The sequence below is a fragment of the Actinosynnema pretiosum genome (assembly GCF_024171695.1).
GTDB lineage: Bacteria > Actinomycetota > Actinomycetes > Mycobacteriales > Pseudonocardiaceae > Actinosynnema > Actinosynnema pretiosum.
This window is the reverse complement of record NZ_JAMTCF010000009.1, coordinates 71,771-88,418: the sequence shown is the minus strand read 5'-3', so window position 1 is coordinate 88,418 and position 16,648 is coordinate 71,771. Positions and strand designations below refer to the sequence as shown.

The following is a 16,648-nucleotide window of genomic DNA, read 5'->3' as shown; positions in this document are numbered from 1 at the left end:
GCGGGGCGGTGGGCGCCCCGCCCTTCCGACCGGTGTGCGACCGGGCTGGCACGACCCCTGGCGACCGTCACGGGCAGTGACCGGCACTGGTCCGGCTCACACCCCTCGTTCCCCGTACGGTCGAGTCGCTCCCCACGCGGTCTTCCCCGGTTCGCTGACCTTTCAGCCTCGCTGAGAAGACCCCCAGGACTCCTCAGCGGTGAATGGCCCGCACCCGGTTCGGCTGTCTCCGGGTAAACCACCGCACCCGGCCCCGCCGCACTTCCGGTCGGCGTCGGCGCAACGCCTGGGAGCACCCTGGCACCCCCGGTCGTTAAGGTGGAACGGGCGGGCCGCCGAAGGCGGGCAAAAGCCCTGTTCACACCGCGATCCGGTTTTTCCGGACCGGAAACCGGCACCGGGGGAGGGCGCTCAGCGGATGGTGGGGAACGGTCACGGTTCGGGTCCGCGCACCGCTTTCGCCGAACGCTTCGCGCTGCTCTACGCGGAGGCGGGCGACCCCCCGCTCAAGCGGGTGACCGCCTCGGTGGCCAGGTCGCGCCGGGTCGACGAGCAGGGCAGACCGGTCAAGGTGACGGCGCAGCGGGTCAGCGACTGGCGCCGGGGGCGCAACGTCCCGGCCCGGTTCTCGGCACTCTCGGTAGTGCTGGAGGTGCTCATCGGTGAAGCCCGCAAGCAGCGGCCGACCCCGCCGATCCCCGAGCTGCACGACCTCGCGGCCTGGCGCGAGCTGTGGGAGCAGGCGCTCGCGAGCCCCGTCGCGGCGGTCGAGAGCGCACCGGTGGAAATGCCCGAGGAAAGCGGCGTGTGCCCCTACCGGGGATTGGCCGCTTTCCAGTCCGAGGATTCCTCCTGGTTCTTCGGCAGGGAGCGCAGCACGGCCGCGCTCGTGACCCGGCTGGACAATTCCACGGAATGCGGCGGAATCATTGTCCTGGTCGGCGCGTCGGGCGCGGGGAAATCCTCGCTCGTGCGCGCCGGTCTCATTCCTTCCATCCGCGAGGGGGCGTTAGCCGACCCCGGCTCCGCGCGGTGGCCGTCGGCCGTGATGACTCCGGGTGCGAAACCGCTCGCCGAACTCGTCGAGCGCGTTCCCGAACTGGCCGACGCGCTGTCCGCCGCACCGCCCGGCGGGCTCCCCGAGGACGCCCCGGCCGCAGGGGGCGCAGGCCCGAGGTCGCTGGGCGTGATCGACTTCGCGGAACGGGTCAGGGCCGCCGTCGCCGAGCACGCGCGCGCACGGGGCGGTGACCGCCTGGTGCTGGTGGTCGACCAGTTCGAGGAGGCCTTCACCCTCTGCGGCGACGACGCGCAGGTCCAGCTGTTCGTCCAGGCGCTCGCGGCGGCCTGCACCCCGGAGCGGCCGGGCGGGCACGCGCCCGCGCTGGTCGTGCTGGGCGTGCGCGCCGACTTCTACGGGCGCTGCCTGGCGATCCCGGAGCTGGCCGACGCGCTCCAGGAGCGGCAGATGGTCCTGGGGCCGATGACCTCGGCCGAGCTGCGCGAGGCGGTGGCCAGGCCCGCGCGCGCGGCCGGGCTCCAGCTGGAGGCGGGCCTGGTCGAGCTGGTGCTGCGCGACCTGGGCGTGCGGGCCGGTCGGACGCCGGTGCGCGGCGCGCGGGGCGCGTACGACGCGGGCGCCCTGCCGCTGCTCTCGCACGCCCTGCTGGCGACCTGGCAGCGCAGGCAGGCGGGCAGGCTGACCACCGCCGGCTACCGGGCGGCGGGCGGCATCCAGGGCGCGGTGGCCGCGACGGCCGAGCGCGCCTGGTCCGACCTGGCCCCGGCCGCGCAGGCCGCCGCGCGCCCGCTGCTGCTGCGCCTGGTGCGGATCGGCGCGGACACCCAGGACACCCGGCGCCGCTCCACCCGGCAGGAGCTGGTGGGCCAGGCGGGCGACCCGGCCGCCGCCGAGGAGGCCCTCGAGGTGCTGGCCCGCGCCCGGCTGATCACCCTCGACGCCGGTTCGGTGGAGATCACCCACGAGGCGCTGATCCAGGCGTGGCCGAGGCTGCGCGGCTGGATCGACCAGGACCGGGAGGGCGAGCTGCTGCGGCAGCGGCTGGAGGAGGACGCGGCGGCCTGGGCCGAGCAGGGGCGGGACTCCTCGCTGCTGTACCGGGGCGCGCGGCTGGAGGCGGCCAGGCACTGGGCGGCCAGGCACCGGGCGGACGGCGCGGGCCCGACCGGCGCGACCGGGGACTTCCTGGCGGTGTCCGGCCAGCACCACCGGCGGGCGGTGTGGGCGCTGCGCGGCGGGGCCGCGCTGGTGGTGGTGCTGGCGCTGATCGCCGGGGTCGCGGCCGTGGTGGCGGTGCGCCAGCGCGACGACGCGGTGTTCCGGCAGGTCGTGGCCGAGGCGGACAAGCTGCTCGACCGCGACCCGTCGCTGTCCGCGCAGCTGGCGCTGGTCGCGCGCGGGATGCGGCCCGCCGCGCCCGACCTGGGCACCCGGCTGATCTCGTCCGGCGGCGCGCCGCTGGCCACCCCGCTGACCGGGCACACCGGCGCGGTGTACCTGACCACGTTCTCCCCGGACGGCCGCACCCTGGCCACCGCCAGCTACGACCGCACCGTGCGGCTGTGGGACGTCACCGACCGGTCCGCGCCGAAGCCCCTCGGCCTGCCGCTGACCGGGCACGACGACTGGGTCAGCTCCGCCGTGTTCTCCCCGGACGGCCGCACGCTCGCGTCGGCGGGCAAGGACGGCGCGGTGCGGCTGTGGGACGTGACCGACCGGGAGCGCCCGAAGCCGCTGAGCACCTCGGTGGCCCCCGGCAAGGACACCGTCTACCTGGTGGCGTTCTCCCCGGACGGCCGCACCCTGGCGTCCGCGCACGCCGACCGCGTGGTGCGGCTGTGGGACGTGACCGACCCGCGCGCGCCGAAGCGGCTCGCGGAGCTGGCCGGGCACGGGCAGCAGGTGCGCACGGTGGCGTTCTCCCGCACCGGCGGGCTGCTGGCCTCCGGCTCGGACGACGCGACCGTGCGGCTGTGGGACGTGACCGACCCGCGCGCGCCGAGGCAGGTCGGGGCGCCGCTGGACGGGTTCGACAGCACGGTGCACTCGGTCGCGTTCGCCCCGGACGGCCGCACCCTGGCGGCGGGCAGCGAGGACCGCACCATCCGGCTGTGGGACGTGTCCGACCCGGCCGCGCCCTCGGTGCGCGGCAGGCCGCTGGCGCTGCACCTGGCCCCGGTGTGGTCGGTCGCGTTCTCCCCGGACGGCCGGGTGCTGGCCTCCGGCGCGGCGGACAGCACGGCGCGGCTGTGGAACGTGACCGACCCGGCGCGGGTCCAGCCGCTGGGCAAGCCGCTGACGGGGCGCAGCGGCACGGTGTTCGCGGTCGGGTTCGCCCCGGACGGCCGGGCGCTGGCCACCGGCAGCCTGGACCCGGTGGTGCGGCTGTGGTCGCTGCCGTCGACGGTGCTGGTCGGGCACGCGGCGCGCACGGTCGGCCCCCGCTTCACCCCGGACGGGCGCGCGCTGCTGACCGGCAGCGAGGACGGCACGGTGCGGGCGTGGGACCTGGCCGGTCCCGGCGGCCAGGACGCGCCGACCCCGATCGGCGACCGGCGGGACGCGGACGAGCCGGTGCGGGCGGTGGTGCTGAGCGAGGACGGCCGCACGATGGTGACGGCGAGCCCGTGGTCGGTGCTGCTGTGGGACGTGCGGCCGGGCGGGGAGCCGGAGCGGATCGGCGAGCCGCTGCCGCTGGGCACCCGGTTCAGCTCGCCGCTGGCGCTGCGCGGGAACCTGCTGGTCACGGGGCACGAGGACGAGTCGGTCCGGCTGTGGGACCTGGCCGACCGGGAGCACCCGAGGCCGCTGGGCGGGCCGCTGGACCTGCACGACGGGTACGTGAACTTCGCGCTGCTCACCCCGGACGGCCGGTTCCTGGTGACCGGCAGCGCCGACAGCACCCTGCGGGTGTGGGACGTGGCCGACCCGCAGGCCCCGAGGGCGGTGGGCCGCTTCCCCGGCCACGACGGCCCGGTGCGGGCGGGCGCGCTGTCCCCGGACGGGCGGGTGCTGGCGACGGCGGGCGACGACAAGCTCGTGCGGCTGTGGGACTTCTCGGACCCGATCGCGCCGAAGGCGCTGGGGCAGCCGCTGGCCGGGCACGAGGAGGCGGTGGTGGCGGTGGCGTTCACCCCGGACGGGCGCACGCTGGCCAGCGGCGGCGAGGACGCGCGGCTGCGGCTGTGGGACACCTCGGCGCCCGCGCTGGCCGGGCCGATCGGGGAGGGCGTGGTCGGGCACGACTCCGCGCTGCGGGACGTGTCGGTGAGCCCGGACGGGTCGGTGGTGGCGACCAGCTCGGCCGACGGCACGGTGCGGCTGTGGCACCTGGACGCGGACTGGGCCCGTCGGCGGATCTGCGCGCGGACCGGCGGGGTGCTGACCGAGGACGCCTGGCGGGAGCACGTCCCGCAGCTGGACTACGCGCCTCCGTGCAGGTAGGCGCGGCGGTCGGGGGGCGCTGACCGGCAGGCGGATCGGGCACCCGAAGCAGTCGGCGCGGCCATCCGGGTGATCGTTCGCGGGCCCGTGGACTTCCGCCGCGCGGTGACTAGGTTCAGCAGTCATGCGCTTCCTGGCACGGGTCGGGGGACCCCGCGCGGCGGTCGTGGTGCTCACCGCGGTCGCCGGCGTCTACATGGCACTGGTGGCGTTCAACAACGTCACCGACTACGGGTCCAACCACGCGTTCGTGCAGCACGTGTTCGCGATGGACACCACGTTCGGCGCGCCGAGCGCGGCGTGGCGGGCGATCACGAGCCCGGCGCTGGTGACGGCCGCGTACGTGCTGATCATCGCCTGGGAGGCGCTGACGGCGGTGGTGCTGCTGGCGGGGCTGGGGTCGTGGCTGGCGGGCCGGTCGCGGTTGGGGTCGCTGCTGTCCGGGACCGGGTTCGGGATGCAGGTGCTGCTGTTCGGCCTGGGGTTCATCGTGATCGGCGGCGAGTGGTTCCTGATGTGGCAGTCGAAGCAGTGGAACGGGTTGACCCCGGCGCTGCAGAACGTGGTGATCGCGGGGTTCGGGCTGGTGCTGGTGCACCTGGCCGGGCGGGGCGAGCCGGTGGCGGAGCGGGTGGTGGCCGACGTGGAGCGCGCGGGCTGACCCGGTGGCGTCGCGGTCGCGGCGGAACCCCCTGGTCGCAGGTCAGGGGGTTCCGCCGCGCCGGTGGCGCGGACGGGGGACGGACCCGTCCGCGCCGGTGGTCGGCCCGCTCGCACGCGGGCCGACCGGCTCGGGGCGCGGGCCTCGGGGAAGGCCCGCGCGTGCTCAGCCGACGATCTGGCGGAGCTGGTCGAGCAGCTCGGCGCGGCTGGTGCAGCCGAGGCGCTGCCTGATCCGGGCCACGTGGTGCTCGACGGTCTTGGCGGAGATGAACAGCCGGTCGCCGACCTGCTTGTAGGTGAGCCCGCCGACCACCAGCTCGGCCACCTCGCGCTCGCGGTCGCTGAGCTTGCCGGTCTCCTGGCCCGCCTCGGGCAGCGCGGGCTTGCGGCCACCCAGCGGCCTGCCCTGGAGCAGCCGCGCGCAGTCGAGCAGCCGGACCATGGCCTGCCGGTCGGAGGTGCGGATGGCGGCCTGGCCCGCGAGGCGGGCGGCGTCCCACCACTGGCCCGCCGCGTGCAGGCCGCGCGCGGCCTCCTCGACCTGGTCGGGGTCGACCTTGCCCGCGAGCACGTCGAGCCAGCTCTCGGCGGCGCGGGAGACGATCGCGCAGTAGCGGCCCGAGTCGCGGTGGGCGGCGAGCGCGGCGGCGTGCTCCTCGGCGGCCGGGATCTCCTCGGCGATGACGGCGGCGTGCAGGCCGCTCCAGTGCAGCGGCACCGCCCACAGCGCGGGGTTCCCGAGGCCGCTCAGCAGCTCCTCGGCGGCGGCCAGGTGCGGGGCGAGGCGGTGCTGGTCGCGCAGCCTCGCGGCGGCGGCGGCGAACTCGCCCAGCGGCAGGAACGTGTACAGGTCGACGGGGTGGCGCAGCACCGCCTCGCAGGCCTGCTCCCAGGTGCGCTTGAGGGTGGGCAGGTCGCTGTTGCGGCGGGCGACGCCGATCTCCAGCGCCACCGCGAAGATCCAGTCGCGGGGTTCGAGGGGCCGGTTCGCCCTGCGCAGGGCGGTGATCGTCTCGCGGGCGCGCTCCAGGTTGCCCCGGCCCATGGCGATCCAGGCGCGCAGCAGCCGGTGCCGCACGGCCATCAGCGAGCCGCCGAGGCCGGTGGCGACGGCGCGGTCGAGCGCGGACTCGGCGACCACGGGCTCGCCGCTGTGCAGCGCGACCAGCGCGGCGAGGGCGGCGGGCGAGTCGGGCAGCAGGACGCCCGCACCGGCCGGTTCGAGCAGTCCGGCTGCCCTGACCAGGGTGGACAGCGCGGTGGTCGGGCTGCCGGTGACCGATTCCAGGACGCCGTGCGCCATCAGCGAGGCGGCCCCGCCGAGCAGGGTGGGCGGGGCGGGCGGCAGCGGCGCGACCGGGAGGACGCCGACGCCGATCTGGCCGATGTGGGCGAACGCGGTGGAGGTGGCGCTGGGCGACCAGCGGTGCAGCTCGGTGCTGCGGGCGAGCTGGCCCCGGTGGGCGAGCGCGATGGCGGCGACCTCGGCGGCGGCGCCCCGGTGGGTCTGGTCGCCGCCCGCGACGACCCGGTCGGCCAGGCGCAGCGCGGAGTCCAGGTCGCCCGCCATGGCGGAGGCGGTGGCGTGCCGGACGGCGACCTCGGGGGTGGGGGTGCCGATGGCGGCGAGCAGCCGGGCGGCGAGCGCCGGGTCGCTGGGCAGCGCCTCGGCGGCGGCGGCCGTGAACAGCTCGGACAGCTCGGGGCCGGGGGCGGTGAGCAGCGGTCGCACCAGGTCCAGGACGGGGCCGCCCGCGCGCAGCTGGGTCTCGGCGAGGGCGCGGCGCACGGCGATGCGCCGGTCGGTGCGGCTGAGCGTGGCGACGGCGGTGCGGGCGACCGGGAGCAGGGTTCCGCCGGGGGCGAGCAGGCCGGTGGCGCGGACGGCGTCGATCACGTCGGCGACCCGGTCGGCGTCCCCGCCGAGCAGCGACTGGAGCAGGTCCAGGCGCAGGGCGGCGCCTGCCTCGGCGGCGAGCAGGAACTTCTGGGCGTCCGGGTCGAGCCAGTCCAGGTCGGCGCGGAAGGAGGCGATGACGTCCGGGGTCAGCTCCGGCGAGGTCAGGCCGGAGAGCCTGGCCACGAAGCGGGGCACGCCGCCGGTCTGCTGGTGGACGAAGTCGACCAGGGCGCGGCCGGTGGCCGGGGGCAGGGCGTGCTTGACCTGCTCGCGGGTGAGCGGGGCGGGCCGGTGGGCGGGGCGGGCGCGGCCGAGGGACTCGGCGAGCGCGGCCAGGGCGCGGGAGCGCGGCCACGGCCGGTAGGCGACCACGGTGGAGGTGTCGCCGCGCTCGACCTGGGCGCGCAGGGCGCGCAGCTCGTCGTCGCCGAGCAGGTGCGCGTCGTCCACGACGGTGGCGTCGGCGCCGTTCTGCGCGAAGGCCCGCTCGACCTCGCGCAGCAGGGTGGTCTTCCCGTGCCCGCCTGGCGCGAGCACGCCGAGGCGCAGGACCGCGCCGGGGTTCGCGGCGATGTCGTCGAGCAGGGCGCGCGCCGCGGTGTCCAGGACGGGCTTGGGGGGAGTCGTCATGCGGTGGCTCAACGGCCGTCCTCGTCGTCTCGGGTGCGGTGTCGGGGTGCGGACCGGCCGCTTCGGCGGGAGCGGCCGATCGGGGCGAGGCCGCGGCGCACGACCCGCTTCACCGACAGGGGGGTGGGCAGGTCGAGCGGGGTGATCTCGACCGGGGGGCGTGGTGGGGGCGCGGCGGTCTCCGCGTCGTCCCAGGCGAGCTGGCCGACGGGGAAGCGCAGCGACGGGTCGTCGCCGTGCAGCAGCACGGAGGTCTCGCCGTGGTCGGGTCCGGTGTCCGGGCCGAGCAGCAGCCGCCTGCCCGCGAGGGCGGCTCCCCGGACCGCGCAGGCCTCGGGGGCGGCGGCCAGCACGAGCCTGCCCGGCACGGCGGCGGTGACGGCGGCGGCCAGCAGCGGCATCCTGGCCGTGCCGCCGACCAGGGCGATCGCGTCGGGGCGGCTGCCCCGGCACAGCCGCTCCAGGCCGCGCACGGCCAGCTCCACGCCGGGCCTCGCCAGCTCCTCGAAGCGCTCCCTGGTCAGCTCGACGTCGACGCGGCCGTCCGGCAGGTGCACCGGCACGGCCGTGACGGGCACGCCGGACAGGACGCGCTTGGCGGACTCGCAGTCGCGGCGCAGCCTGGCCACGGCGGGCAGCAGGTGCGGCTGCGCCGGGTCGAGGCCGCCGAGCTCGGCGGCGACGTGCGCGAAGACCAGGTCGTCCAGGTCCGCGCCCGCCCACCGGTCGGCCTCCTCGGACCAGGCCAGCAGCTCGTGATCGCCGTTCGGGGCGAGGCGGACCAGGGCGCAGGTGCTGGCGTGGCTGCCGACGCCGAGGACCGCGAGCAGGCCGGTGCGGGCCCGGTGGTTCTCGGCGTGGTCGGCGGCGACGGCCAGCGGTTCCGGGAGCAGGGTGACCCGCGCGAGCCCGGCGTCGCGCAGGGCGGCGTGGACCAGGGCCTTGGCGTGCGGGCCCCAGCCCGGCGGGTGGGACAGCACGACGTGCGCGGGCGGCTCGCCCTCGCGCTCGGCCACGCGCCGGGCGACGTGGGCGACGAGCAGCCCGACGAGCTCCTGGGGGGTGCACGGGTCCGCGCCGAGGACGACGGGGACGTCGTCGCCGACCCGGCGGACGAAGTCCGCGGCGGTCCAGCGCGGGTCGCCCGGCTCGCCGACGGCGAAGTCGCCGTCGGCGGTCAGCTGGAGGCAGGTGGCGACGCCACCGCCCGGTCCGCCGAGGCCGACGACCTCGGCTTCGGAGCGGCCCGCGCCGCCGAGGTGGCAGACGGCGGCCGAGGTGCGGGTGGTGCCCGCGTCGACCCCGAGGACGTACGACAACCCGGAGCCTCCTTCACTCACCTGTTCGCAGCAACGGTCAACTACCTACACGGGGGTAAAAGGGCCGACAAGCGCGTCCCCCTCCCCCTTAGGGAGTGAACGAGAACCCCCCCTCTGGGGATGCGGCATCTACTGGGAGCAATCCCCGATGGCTCGTGATCCCCCCGCTCCTACGGTTGTGCCACCGGCAGGGCGACGCCCTCCGGCCCACCCACTCCCGCGCCACCCACCAGGAGAAACGCCTCATGGTCGCCACCCCGGACGCCCCGAACACGCTGCACGACTTCGTCCTCGACCTGCTGAGCGACCCGAGCGCACTGGCCGCCTTCCAGGTCGACGCCGAGGGCTGCCTGGCCGCCGCGGGCCTGAGCGACGTCACCGCGCTGGACGTCCAGGAGGTCATCCCGCTGGTGCTCGACTTCGCGCCGTCGGCGGGCCTGCCCGCCCTCGACGGCGTCGTGGCCGGTGACCTGGACCTCGACCTGGAGGGCTCCGTCTCGGCGATCGCCCAGCTGCAGGCCGTGACCCAGCAGCTGAGCGGCGCGGTCGGCGCGGGCTCGGACCTCAACCTGGGCGCCGTGGGCGCGCTCACCGCCGACGCGAGCGGCGTCGGCCTGCTCGGCGGCGCGGGCGACCTGGGCCTCGGCCTGGGCGCCGACGTCGCGGCGAGCGTGGACGCGACCGTGGCGACCAGCTTCTCCGCCGTGGGCGACGTGACCGCGACCCTGGACGGCGCGACCACCGTGGCCGCGCACTCCGTCGCCGCCGTGGACACCACGGTCGACGCCACCCTGTCCGGCGCGGTGGACACCCTGGACGGGACCACCGGCTCGGTGCTGCCCGGCCTGGAGGGCGTGACCTCCCCGGTGTTCGACACCGTGGGCTCGGTCCACGGCTCCGTCAGCGCCGTGGCCGACCAGGCGTTCGGCGCGCTCGGCGGCGGTGGCCTCGACCTGGGCGCGACCCTGGAGCCCGTGGGCGACCTGACCCAGCACCTCACCGCGACCGTCTCCGGCACCGCGCACAACGCGGGCGTCGGCGGCGTCACGGACGCGGTGGGCCACGCGGCCGCGCCGATCGCCGAGTCCCCCATCGGCGACCTGCTGTTCTGAGCCTGAACCGCTCAGCGGCCGGAAGCGGCCCCGCTCACCCGGCGGGGCCGCTTCGCTCTTTCACCCAAGCGGGGGAACACGGCAGACTCAACCGGGTGATGTCCGCTCCGTGGCTCGACGTGCTCGACGACACGATCAGGGCCTGCGCCGCCCGCAACCGCCCCGACCTGGCCGCCAGGCTGCGCGAGAAGCGCGCGAGCCAGCTGGACCCCAGGATCAGGGTGCTGGTCGTGGGCGAGTCCAAGCAGGGCAAGAGCCAGCTGGTGAACGCGCTGATCAACGCGCCGGTGTGCGCGGTGGGCGACGACGTGACCACCGCCGTGCCCACGTTCGTGCAGCACGCCGAGACGCCGTCGGCGGCGCTGCTGCGCGGCGGGTCGATCGCGGACGCGCCGACCGAGCGCGTGCCGGTGCCCATCGACCAGGTGGCGCGGGCGGTGAGCGGGCGCGCCGGGAGCGAGGCGCGCGCGGGCGAGGTGCTGGCGGCCGAGGTCGGCATCCCGCGCGAGCTGCTGGCGTCCGGGCTGGTGCTGATCGACACGCCCGGCACCGGGGACACCCGAGGCGCGCGCGCGGCGAGCACCTACGCGGCGCTGCTCCAGGCGGACGCGGTGCTGATGGTGACCGACGCGACCGCCGAGCTGTCGGCGTCCGAGCTGGAGCTGCTGCACCGGGTGGTGGCGGCTTGCCCGAACGTGACCGTGGTGCTGACCAAGACCGACCTGTCCGCGCAGTGGCGGCAGGTGCTCCAGCGCGACCGCGCGCACCTCGCGCGCGCCGGGGTGAGCGCGAAGGTGCTGCCGGTGTCCTCGGCGCTGCGGCTGCGCGCGGCCAAGACCGGAGACCGGGAGCTGAACGCCGAGTCCGGGTTCCCGGAGCTGCTGGCGTGCGTGCAGCGCGACATCGTGGCGGCGGCGGACGTGCTCGGCCGCCGGTCGGTCGCGGCGGCGGCGGCCTCGGCGGTCAAGCAGCTGGTGGCGCCGCTCAAGGAGGAGCTGGCCAGCGTGGGGGCGCGCGGGCCCGAGGACACGATCGCCGCGCTGCACGAGGCGCAGCGGCGGGTGGACGAGCTGCGGCGGCGGTCCGCGCGGTGGCAGACCGTGCTCGCCGACGAGATGGCCGACCTGGTGTCGGACGTCGAGTACGACCTGCGGGACCGGACCAGGAGCATCCTGCGCGAGGTCGACCGCACCTTCGAGACCGCCGATCCGGGGAAGGTCTGGGACGAGTTCGAGCCGTGGCTGCGCACCAGCCTGACCGAGGCGGCGACGACGAACTTCGCGTGGCTGCTGGAGCGGGCCGAGTGGGTCGCGGAGAAGGTGGCGCGCAGCTTCCCGGTGCACCGGGACGACCTGCTGCCCGAGTCGGTGTTCCCGGACGACCTGCTGGACCGGGTGGCCGAGATGGACGCGCCCGCGCTGGAGCGGTTCACCGCGAGCCAGAAGTTCTTCACCGGGCTGCGCGGGTCGTACGGGGGCGTGCTGATGCTCGGGCTGGTGACCAGCCTGGCCGGGATGCCGCTGATCAACGCGGTGTCGCTCGGCGCGGGGGCGCTGTTCGGCGGGCGGTCGATACTGGAGGAGGGCGAGCAGCGGCTCAAGCGCAGGCAGGCCGCCGCGAAGCAGTCCGTGCAGCGGCACGTGGACGACTTCTTCGTGAAGTTCAGCAAGGACTGCCGGGACGCGGCGCGGCACGTGCAGCGGAGCCTGCGCAACCACTTCAGCACCATCGCGGAGGAGTTGCAGGAGACGCTGCTGGAGTCGGCGCGCAGCGCGCGGCGGGCGGTGCAGGACGACGCGACCGAGCGGGAGCGGCGGGCGCGCGAGGCCAAGGGCGAGCTGGACGGGCTGGTGCAGCTGTACCAGCGGGTGCAGGCGCTGGCCGGGGTCGGCGCGGCGCCGTTGGGGATCACGGCTTAGTCGGGTGGGGTGGCGGGGCCGGGCAGGGGGGGCGAGGCCGCGCGTGACGGTGGGGCCGGGCGTGACGGTGCTGCTGAACGGCTGGGCTGGGCGGCTGGGCTGGGATCACGGTGGCCCTGGGTGTCCGGGCGAGGCTGGCGCCACGGCGGGCCGGACATCACGGCGGGGGCGGGCGTCGCGGGCGGGCCGGAGGTGACGGCGGAGCCGGGCGTCGTGGGCGGGCAGGCATCACGGCGTGGTCGGGTGTCACGGCGAGCCGGAGGTGACGGCGGAGCCGGGCGTCGTAGGCGAGCAGGCATCACGACGCGGTCGGATGCGGTGGCCGGGCTGGGCATCACGGCGCGGTCGGATGTGGTGGCCGGGCTGGGCGTGACGGCGGGGCCGGGTGCCACTGTGTGACTGGGCGTTGCGGCGGAGCTGCGGCCACCCGTTCGGGGGTAACCCGGATCGGGGGTGCGTCGTTGGTGGTGCTGTGGTGAACGGGAGCGTGGTGGGGCTGGGCGGGCCGGGGTCCGCGGTTGCGGTTCCGGGCTCGGGTGCGGGCGCGGTGGGGCTGGAGGCCGCCGTCGAGGCGCTGCTCGACGAGGCGCTGGCGCTGTACCGGGACAGCCCGAGGGCGGTGTCGTGGTTGCGCGGGCACCGGGCGCGGTTCGCCGAGCCGGTGCGGGTGGCGGTCGCGGGCGGGCGCGGGACCGGCAAGTCGACGCTGGTGAGCGCGCTGGTCGGCGAGGAGTTCGCCCCGCAGCCCACCGCGACCGCCTGGTACCGCGACGGCGCGCGCCCGGCCGCGTGGGTGGGCGCGCACGAGGTGCCGGTGGTGCGCCGCGACGACGGGGTGCGGGTGGAGGCCGGTGGCGCGGAGCGGGTCGTGGTCGAGTGGCCCGCGCGGTCGCTGCGGGACCTGGTGCTGGTGGACACGCGCGCGGACGCGCCGGTCGAGCTGGTGTTCGGCGAGGCGGACGCGGTGCTGCACCTGAGCAGGCACGTGCGCGACGAGGACCTGGAGCGGTTGCGCGCCGGGCACGACCACCCGATCGCGCGAGCGGCCTCGGTCACCACGCTGCTGGTGCTGGCGCGGGCCGACGAGATCGGCGGCGGGCGGATCGACGCGCTGTCGTCGGCGAAGCAGATCGCCCGGCGGTGCAGGCGGGACCCGGCGGTGCGGGGGCTGTGCCAGGACGCGGTGGCGTTCGCCGGGCTGCTGGCGGTGGCGTCCCGGACGCTCAGGGACGAGGAGTTCGCCGCGCTGGGGGCGCTGTCCGGGGTGGCGCGGGCGGAGCTGGACGGGCACCTGCTGTCGGCGGACCGGTTCGCGGGCGAGGACTTCCCGGTGGCGCTGGGCGCGGCGGCGAGGCAGCGGCTGCTGGACCGGCTGGGGCTGTTCGGGGTGCGGCTGTGCACGACGCTGATCAGGCAGGGCTTCGACACGCGGGTGAAGCTGACCGGTCAGCTGGCCCAGCGCAGCGGCCTGGGGCAGTTGCGGGAGGCGATCGGGTCGCACCTGACGGAGCGGCGCGGGGCGCTGAAGGCGCGGTCGGCGCTGCTGGGGCTGGACGTGGTGCTGCGCGCGGAGCCGAGGCCGGGGTCGGTGGGGCTGCTGGGGGCGCTGGAGCGGGTGGTGGCGGGGGCGCACGACTTCCGCGAGCTGCGCCTGCTGGCCGCGCTGGGCGGCGGGCGGGTCGGGCTGCCGGGCGAGCTGGGCGCGGAGGCGACCAGGCTGGTGGGCGGCGCGGGGACGGGCGCTGCGGCGCGGCTGGGGGTGGAGGAGCAGGGGCTGTCGGGGCGGGAGCTGCGGCACGTGCTGCTGGACGTGCTGGGGCGGTGGCGCGAGCACGCGGCCAGCCCGGTGCTGGACAACACCCAGCGCCGGGCGGCGGGGGTGGTGGTGCGGAGTTGCGAGGGCGTGCTGGTGGGGATGGGGGCGGTGGGGTGATGGTGGGCGAGGGGTGACGCGGGCGGCGGGGGCGGCGCGCGTGGGTGACACGGGCGGTGGGGTAACGGCGGGCGCGGGGCGACGGCGAGCAGTTGACGGCAACCGGTCGCCGACAGCGGAGTGGCAACGGGTGCGCCCCCGGCAAGTGGTTGGCACCAGCTCGGCGCGGTCCGCGTGCCCGCCCGGTCCGCGTGCCCGCCCGGAGCGCGGACCGGCCGCGCTCCGGGTCGAGCTGCGGGATCAGGCCGCGTAGAACGCGCTGATCTCGATCTTCCCGCCGCCGCACACCGGGCCCGCCACCCAGGTCACCGTGAGCGGTTGGGTCTCGTCCGGGGGGATGGCCGCGGCGCTCGCCGGCTGTGGTTCGCAGGGGCCCTCCACCGGCTCGTCGCCGGTCGGCACCACGGTCCACCGCAGGTTCGCCGACGCCGACGCGCCCGGTTCCACCACGACCGGCTCGGGGCCCGGCGTGCCGGTGCGCACCAGGTCCGTCGGCACCGGCCGCCCCGCCGCGTCGAGCAGCTGCAGGCCGCTGTAGCCGGTGAGGGTGCACGGCCGGTCGCCGGTGTTGGTCACCACGAACGTCCCGTACCGGTTGCCCGCGCCCGCGTCGGTCGGCTGGAACCGGCCCGCCAGGGACGCCGCCGTGCAGCGGCCGCCCGCGCCGGGCGGTTGCTGGCCCGGATCGCTCGGCGGCACGGGATCCGCGCCGCCGCCGGGATCGGCGCCGCCCGGATCGGCGCTGTTCGGGGCACCCTCCACCGAGGTCCCCGGCTCGCTCGAACCGGTCGCCGCGCTGCTCGGCGCGGGCTCCGTCGTGAGCACGCCCTGCTCGGCAGCGGGGCGGGCGCCGCCGCCGCACGCGGCGAGCACCCCGGCCAGCGCCACCCCGCACACCGCGATCAGCCGTCGCCTCATGTCCCACCTCCAGAGTCGGATGCTGCTGAAGGAGGACGTACCCGGTGCCCGCTCCGGTGGCCCCTGCCGGGGGAGATTCACCGGATCGGGCCTACGCCGGGTCCGCGCGGCTCGATCTCACCCGTTCGGGAGACCCGAGCGGTCGTTGCTGGTCACGGTCCGCTTCCAGGGGGGCGGCCACGAACGACCCGCGCCGTCACACCCACCCCTCCGGCAGCTCCGCGAAGCCGTCGACCGGGCCGCGCCACAGGTACGTCCAGCACACCCGCCCGTCCGGCAGGGTCACCCTGACCCGCCGGTACTCGTCGCCCTCGTACTCGTCCAGCACCGGCAGCGCCTCCTCCGGCGAGGTCAGCCGCAGCACGTGGCCCGGCACGTTCGCGACCCCGCCGCCGGGGCGCAGCGCCGGGTAGCCGAGCCCGGTGTCGTGCAGCGTCCCGGACGCCCGCGCCGCCTCCGGCGAGCCGCTGGTGAAGGGCTCCACGAGCCCCCACGCGCTCTGCCCCGGCTGGAGCGTGCCGTAGACGAACAGGCGGTCCGGCCACTCGTCGGGCGCCGGGTAGCCGTGCACCGGGGTGACGTCGAGGCCGTCGTCGGGTGCGGGCCGCCCGCCGAGCCAGCGCGCGCCGACCTGGTCGACCTCGGCGCACCGCACCGGCTCACCGGCCGACAGCAGCGGCATCCGCCTGCGGCCCGCGCCGGTGTAGGCGAGCACCGAGTCGACCACCGAGCCGTCGAACAGGGTGACCCGGCCGCTGTGCACGCGCACCAGCCGGTAGCGCAGCCCGCGCCCCTCGCAGCGGTCCAGCACGCGCAGCTGCTCGGCGGTGGCGAACCAGACCGCGTGCTCCTCGGTGACGCCCGGCATCGCGGCCAGGGTCGCGGGCCGCTGCCCGTCGACCTTGCGCAGGCCCGAGGCCCACACCGCCGCGAGCCCCTCGCACCTGGCGCGCAGCACCACCGCGGGACCGGTGAGACCGAGCTCCTCGCGCAACCAGGTGACCTTGGCGGGGTTGGCGTTGGACCCGTAGGCCAGCACCGGGGTCCGCTCCGCCAGCGGGGGTTCGCCATGCCCCGCCAGCCACTCGTCCAGGTCCACCCCATCGGGGGATACGCGCCACCCCGAGTCGCTCATCGGGTCCGGATCTACCGGCCAACCCGCACCGTCCAGGTGAACGAAGCAGGCACCCGGCCGAGCGCCGGGGTAGGGCTCCGCCGGGTGCCGGTCGTCCGTGAAGGGCAGCGCCAGTGCCGCCCCGCTCGCCGTGTGCTTCCGTCTGCCGCCCATTCGACCTCCAGTGGTTCCGACCACCCGGCTCCGCGCAGACCACAACGACCCCGCCGAACCGGTTCAGAACTCACGGGGCCGTCGCACCCGTCACACGGTGGTCCCCGCGCGCTTGGCGTCGTAGGCGTCCCTGGCCGCGCACAGGTCGGGGAGGTTGTCCTCGATCCAGTCGTAGAGGCCGCGCACCCGCGTCGCGAGCTGCGCGCCCGCCGGGGTGAGGGAGTAGTCGACGTGCGGGGGGATGACCGGGTGGACCTCGCGCAGCACGAGGCCGTCGCGCTCCAGCGCCTGCAGGGTCTGGGCCAGCATCTTCTCGCTGACGCCCACGACCGCCCTGCGCAGCTCGCTGAACCGCAGCTTGCCCTCCAGGAGCTTGCCGAGGACCAACCCGCCCCACTGGCTCGTGGCGTGGCTGGCGATCTGCCGGGAGGGGCAGTTGCGGTCGTACACGTCACCCGTCGTCGCCATGACAACCACGTTACCTGCATCCTTCCGCTGAGG

10 protein-coding genes are annotated in these 16,648 nt (G+C 76.5%); 5 read left to right on the top strand and 5 right to left on the bottom strand.

The features are described 5' to 3' along the window. The first annotated feature begins 418 nt into the window (after positions 1–418). Both LV78_RS19615 and LV78_RS19610 read left to right on the top strand, forming a co-directional pair. Entirely contained in the window at positions 419–4,465 is a 4,047-nt protein-coding gene (locus LV78_RS19615; protein ID WP_253846722.1) for a WD40 repeat domain-containing protein, read from the top strand. A 124-nt stretch (positions 4,466–4,589) separates the two neighbouring features. Further along, a complete protein-coding gene (locus LV78_RS19610) occupies positions 4,590–5,126 on the top strand; it encodes a DUF2165 domain-containing protein (RefSeq protein ID WP_253846720.1) in 537 nt (178 codons plus the stop codon). Between the two features lie 165 nt (positions 5,127–5,291). Here LV78_RS19610 and LV78_RS19605 read toward each other — a convergent pair whose 3' ends face one another. Next, positions 5,292–7,658 carry a helix-turn-helix transcriptional regulator gene (locus LV78_RS19605; protein WP_253846719.1) on the bottom strand — a complete coding sequence of 789 codons (2,367 nt, stop codon included), beginning with the start codon at positions 7,656–7,658 and terminating at the stop codon, positions 5,292–5,294. A gap of 8 nt (positions 7,659–7,666) precedes the next feature. Beyond that, on the bottom strand, positions 7,667–8,977 hold the full coding sequence (locus tag LV78_RS19600; protein ID WP_253846718.1) for an Hsp70 family protein: 1,311 nt from the start codon (positions 8,975–8,977) through the stop codon (positions 7,667–7,669). A gap of 245 nt (positions 8,978–9,222) precedes the next feature. Between LV78_RS19600 and LV78_RS19595 the strand changes: the two genes are divergently transcribed. From LV78_RS19595 to LV78_RS19585, 3 genes are all read left to right on the top strand, one after another. Then, a complete protein-coding gene (locus LV78_RS19595) occupies positions 9,223–10,089 on the top strand; it encodes an IniB N-terminal domain-containing protein (protein ID WP_253846717.1) in 867 nt (288 codons plus the stop codon). 98 nt (positions 10,090–10,187) lie between these two features. After that, a complete protein-coding gene (locus LV78_RS19590) occupies positions 10,188–12,008 on the top strand; it encodes a dynamin-like GTPase family protein (RefSeq protein ID WP_253846716.1) in 1,821 nt (606 codons plus the stop codon). Positions 12,009–12,483: 475 nt separating this feature from the next. Then, the gene (locus tag LV78_RS19585; protein ID WP_372494962.1) at positions 12,484–13,941 is read left to right on the top strand and encodes a hypothetical protein; all 1,458 of its coding nucleotides are present in this window, start codon (positions 12,484–12,486) and stop codon (positions 13,939–13,941) included. A 240-nt stretch (positions 13,942–14,181) separates the two neighbouring features. Here the strand turns inward: LV78_RS19585 and LV78_RS19580 are convergent, their stop codons facing one another. From LV78_RS19580 to LV78_RS19570, 3 genes are all read right to left on the bottom strand, one after another. Continuing rightward, entirely contained in the window at positions 14,182–14,859 is a 678-nt protein-coding gene (locus tag LV78_RS19580) for a DUF4232 domain-containing protein (protein ID WP_253846714.1), read from the bottom strand. A 196-nt stretch (positions 14,860–15,055) separates the two neighbouring features. Continuing rightward, entirely contained in the window at positions 15,056–15,994 is a 939-nt protein-coding gene (locus tag LV78_RS19575; protein WP_253846713.1) for a gamma-glutamylcyclotransferase family protein, read from the bottom strand. A 243-nt stretch (positions 15,995–16,237) separates the two neighbouring features. Then, entirely contained in the window at positions 16,238–16,615 is a 378-nt protein-coding gene (locus LV78_RS19570) for a winged helix-turn-helix transcriptional regulator (RefSeq protein WP_253846712.1), read from the bottom strand. Between the last annotated feature and the right edge of the window lie 33 nt (positions 16,616–16,648).

Bases quoted from the DNA above. Each gene is read 5' to 3' on its own strand.
- LV78_RS19580 (WP_253846714.1), bottom strand. From the start codon at position 14,859: ATGAGGCGACGGCTGATCGCGGTGTGCGGGGTGGCGCTGGCCGGGGTG.
- LV78_RS19610 (WP_253846720.1), top strand. From the start codon at position 4,590: ATGCGCTTCCTGGCACGGGTCGGGGGACCCCGCGCGGCGGTCGTGGTG.
- LV78_RS19590 (WP_253846716.1), top strand. From the start codon at position 10,188: ATGTCCGCTCCGTGGCTCGACGTGCTCGACGACACGATCAGGGCCTGC.
- LV78_RS19570 (WP_253846712.1), bottom strand. From the start codon at position 16,615: ATGGCGACGACGGGTGACGTGTACGACCGCAACTGCCCCTCCCGGCAG.
- LV78_RS19605 (WP_253846719.1), bottom strand. From the start codon at position 7,658: ATGACGACTCCCCCCAAGCCCGTCCTGGACACCGCGGCGCGCGCCCTG.
- LV78_RS19595 (WP_253846717.1), top strand. From the start codon at position 9,223: ATGGTCGCCACCCCGGACGCCCCGAACACGCTGCACGACTTCGTCCTC.
- LV78_RS19575 (WP_253846713.1), bottom strand. From the start codon at position 15,994: ATGAGCGACTCGGGGTGGCGCGTATCCCCCGATGGGGTGGACCTGGAC.
- LV78_RS19615 (WP_253846722.1), top strand. From the start codon at position 419: ATGGTGGGGAACGGTCACGGTTCGGGTCCGCGCACCGCTTTCGCCGAA.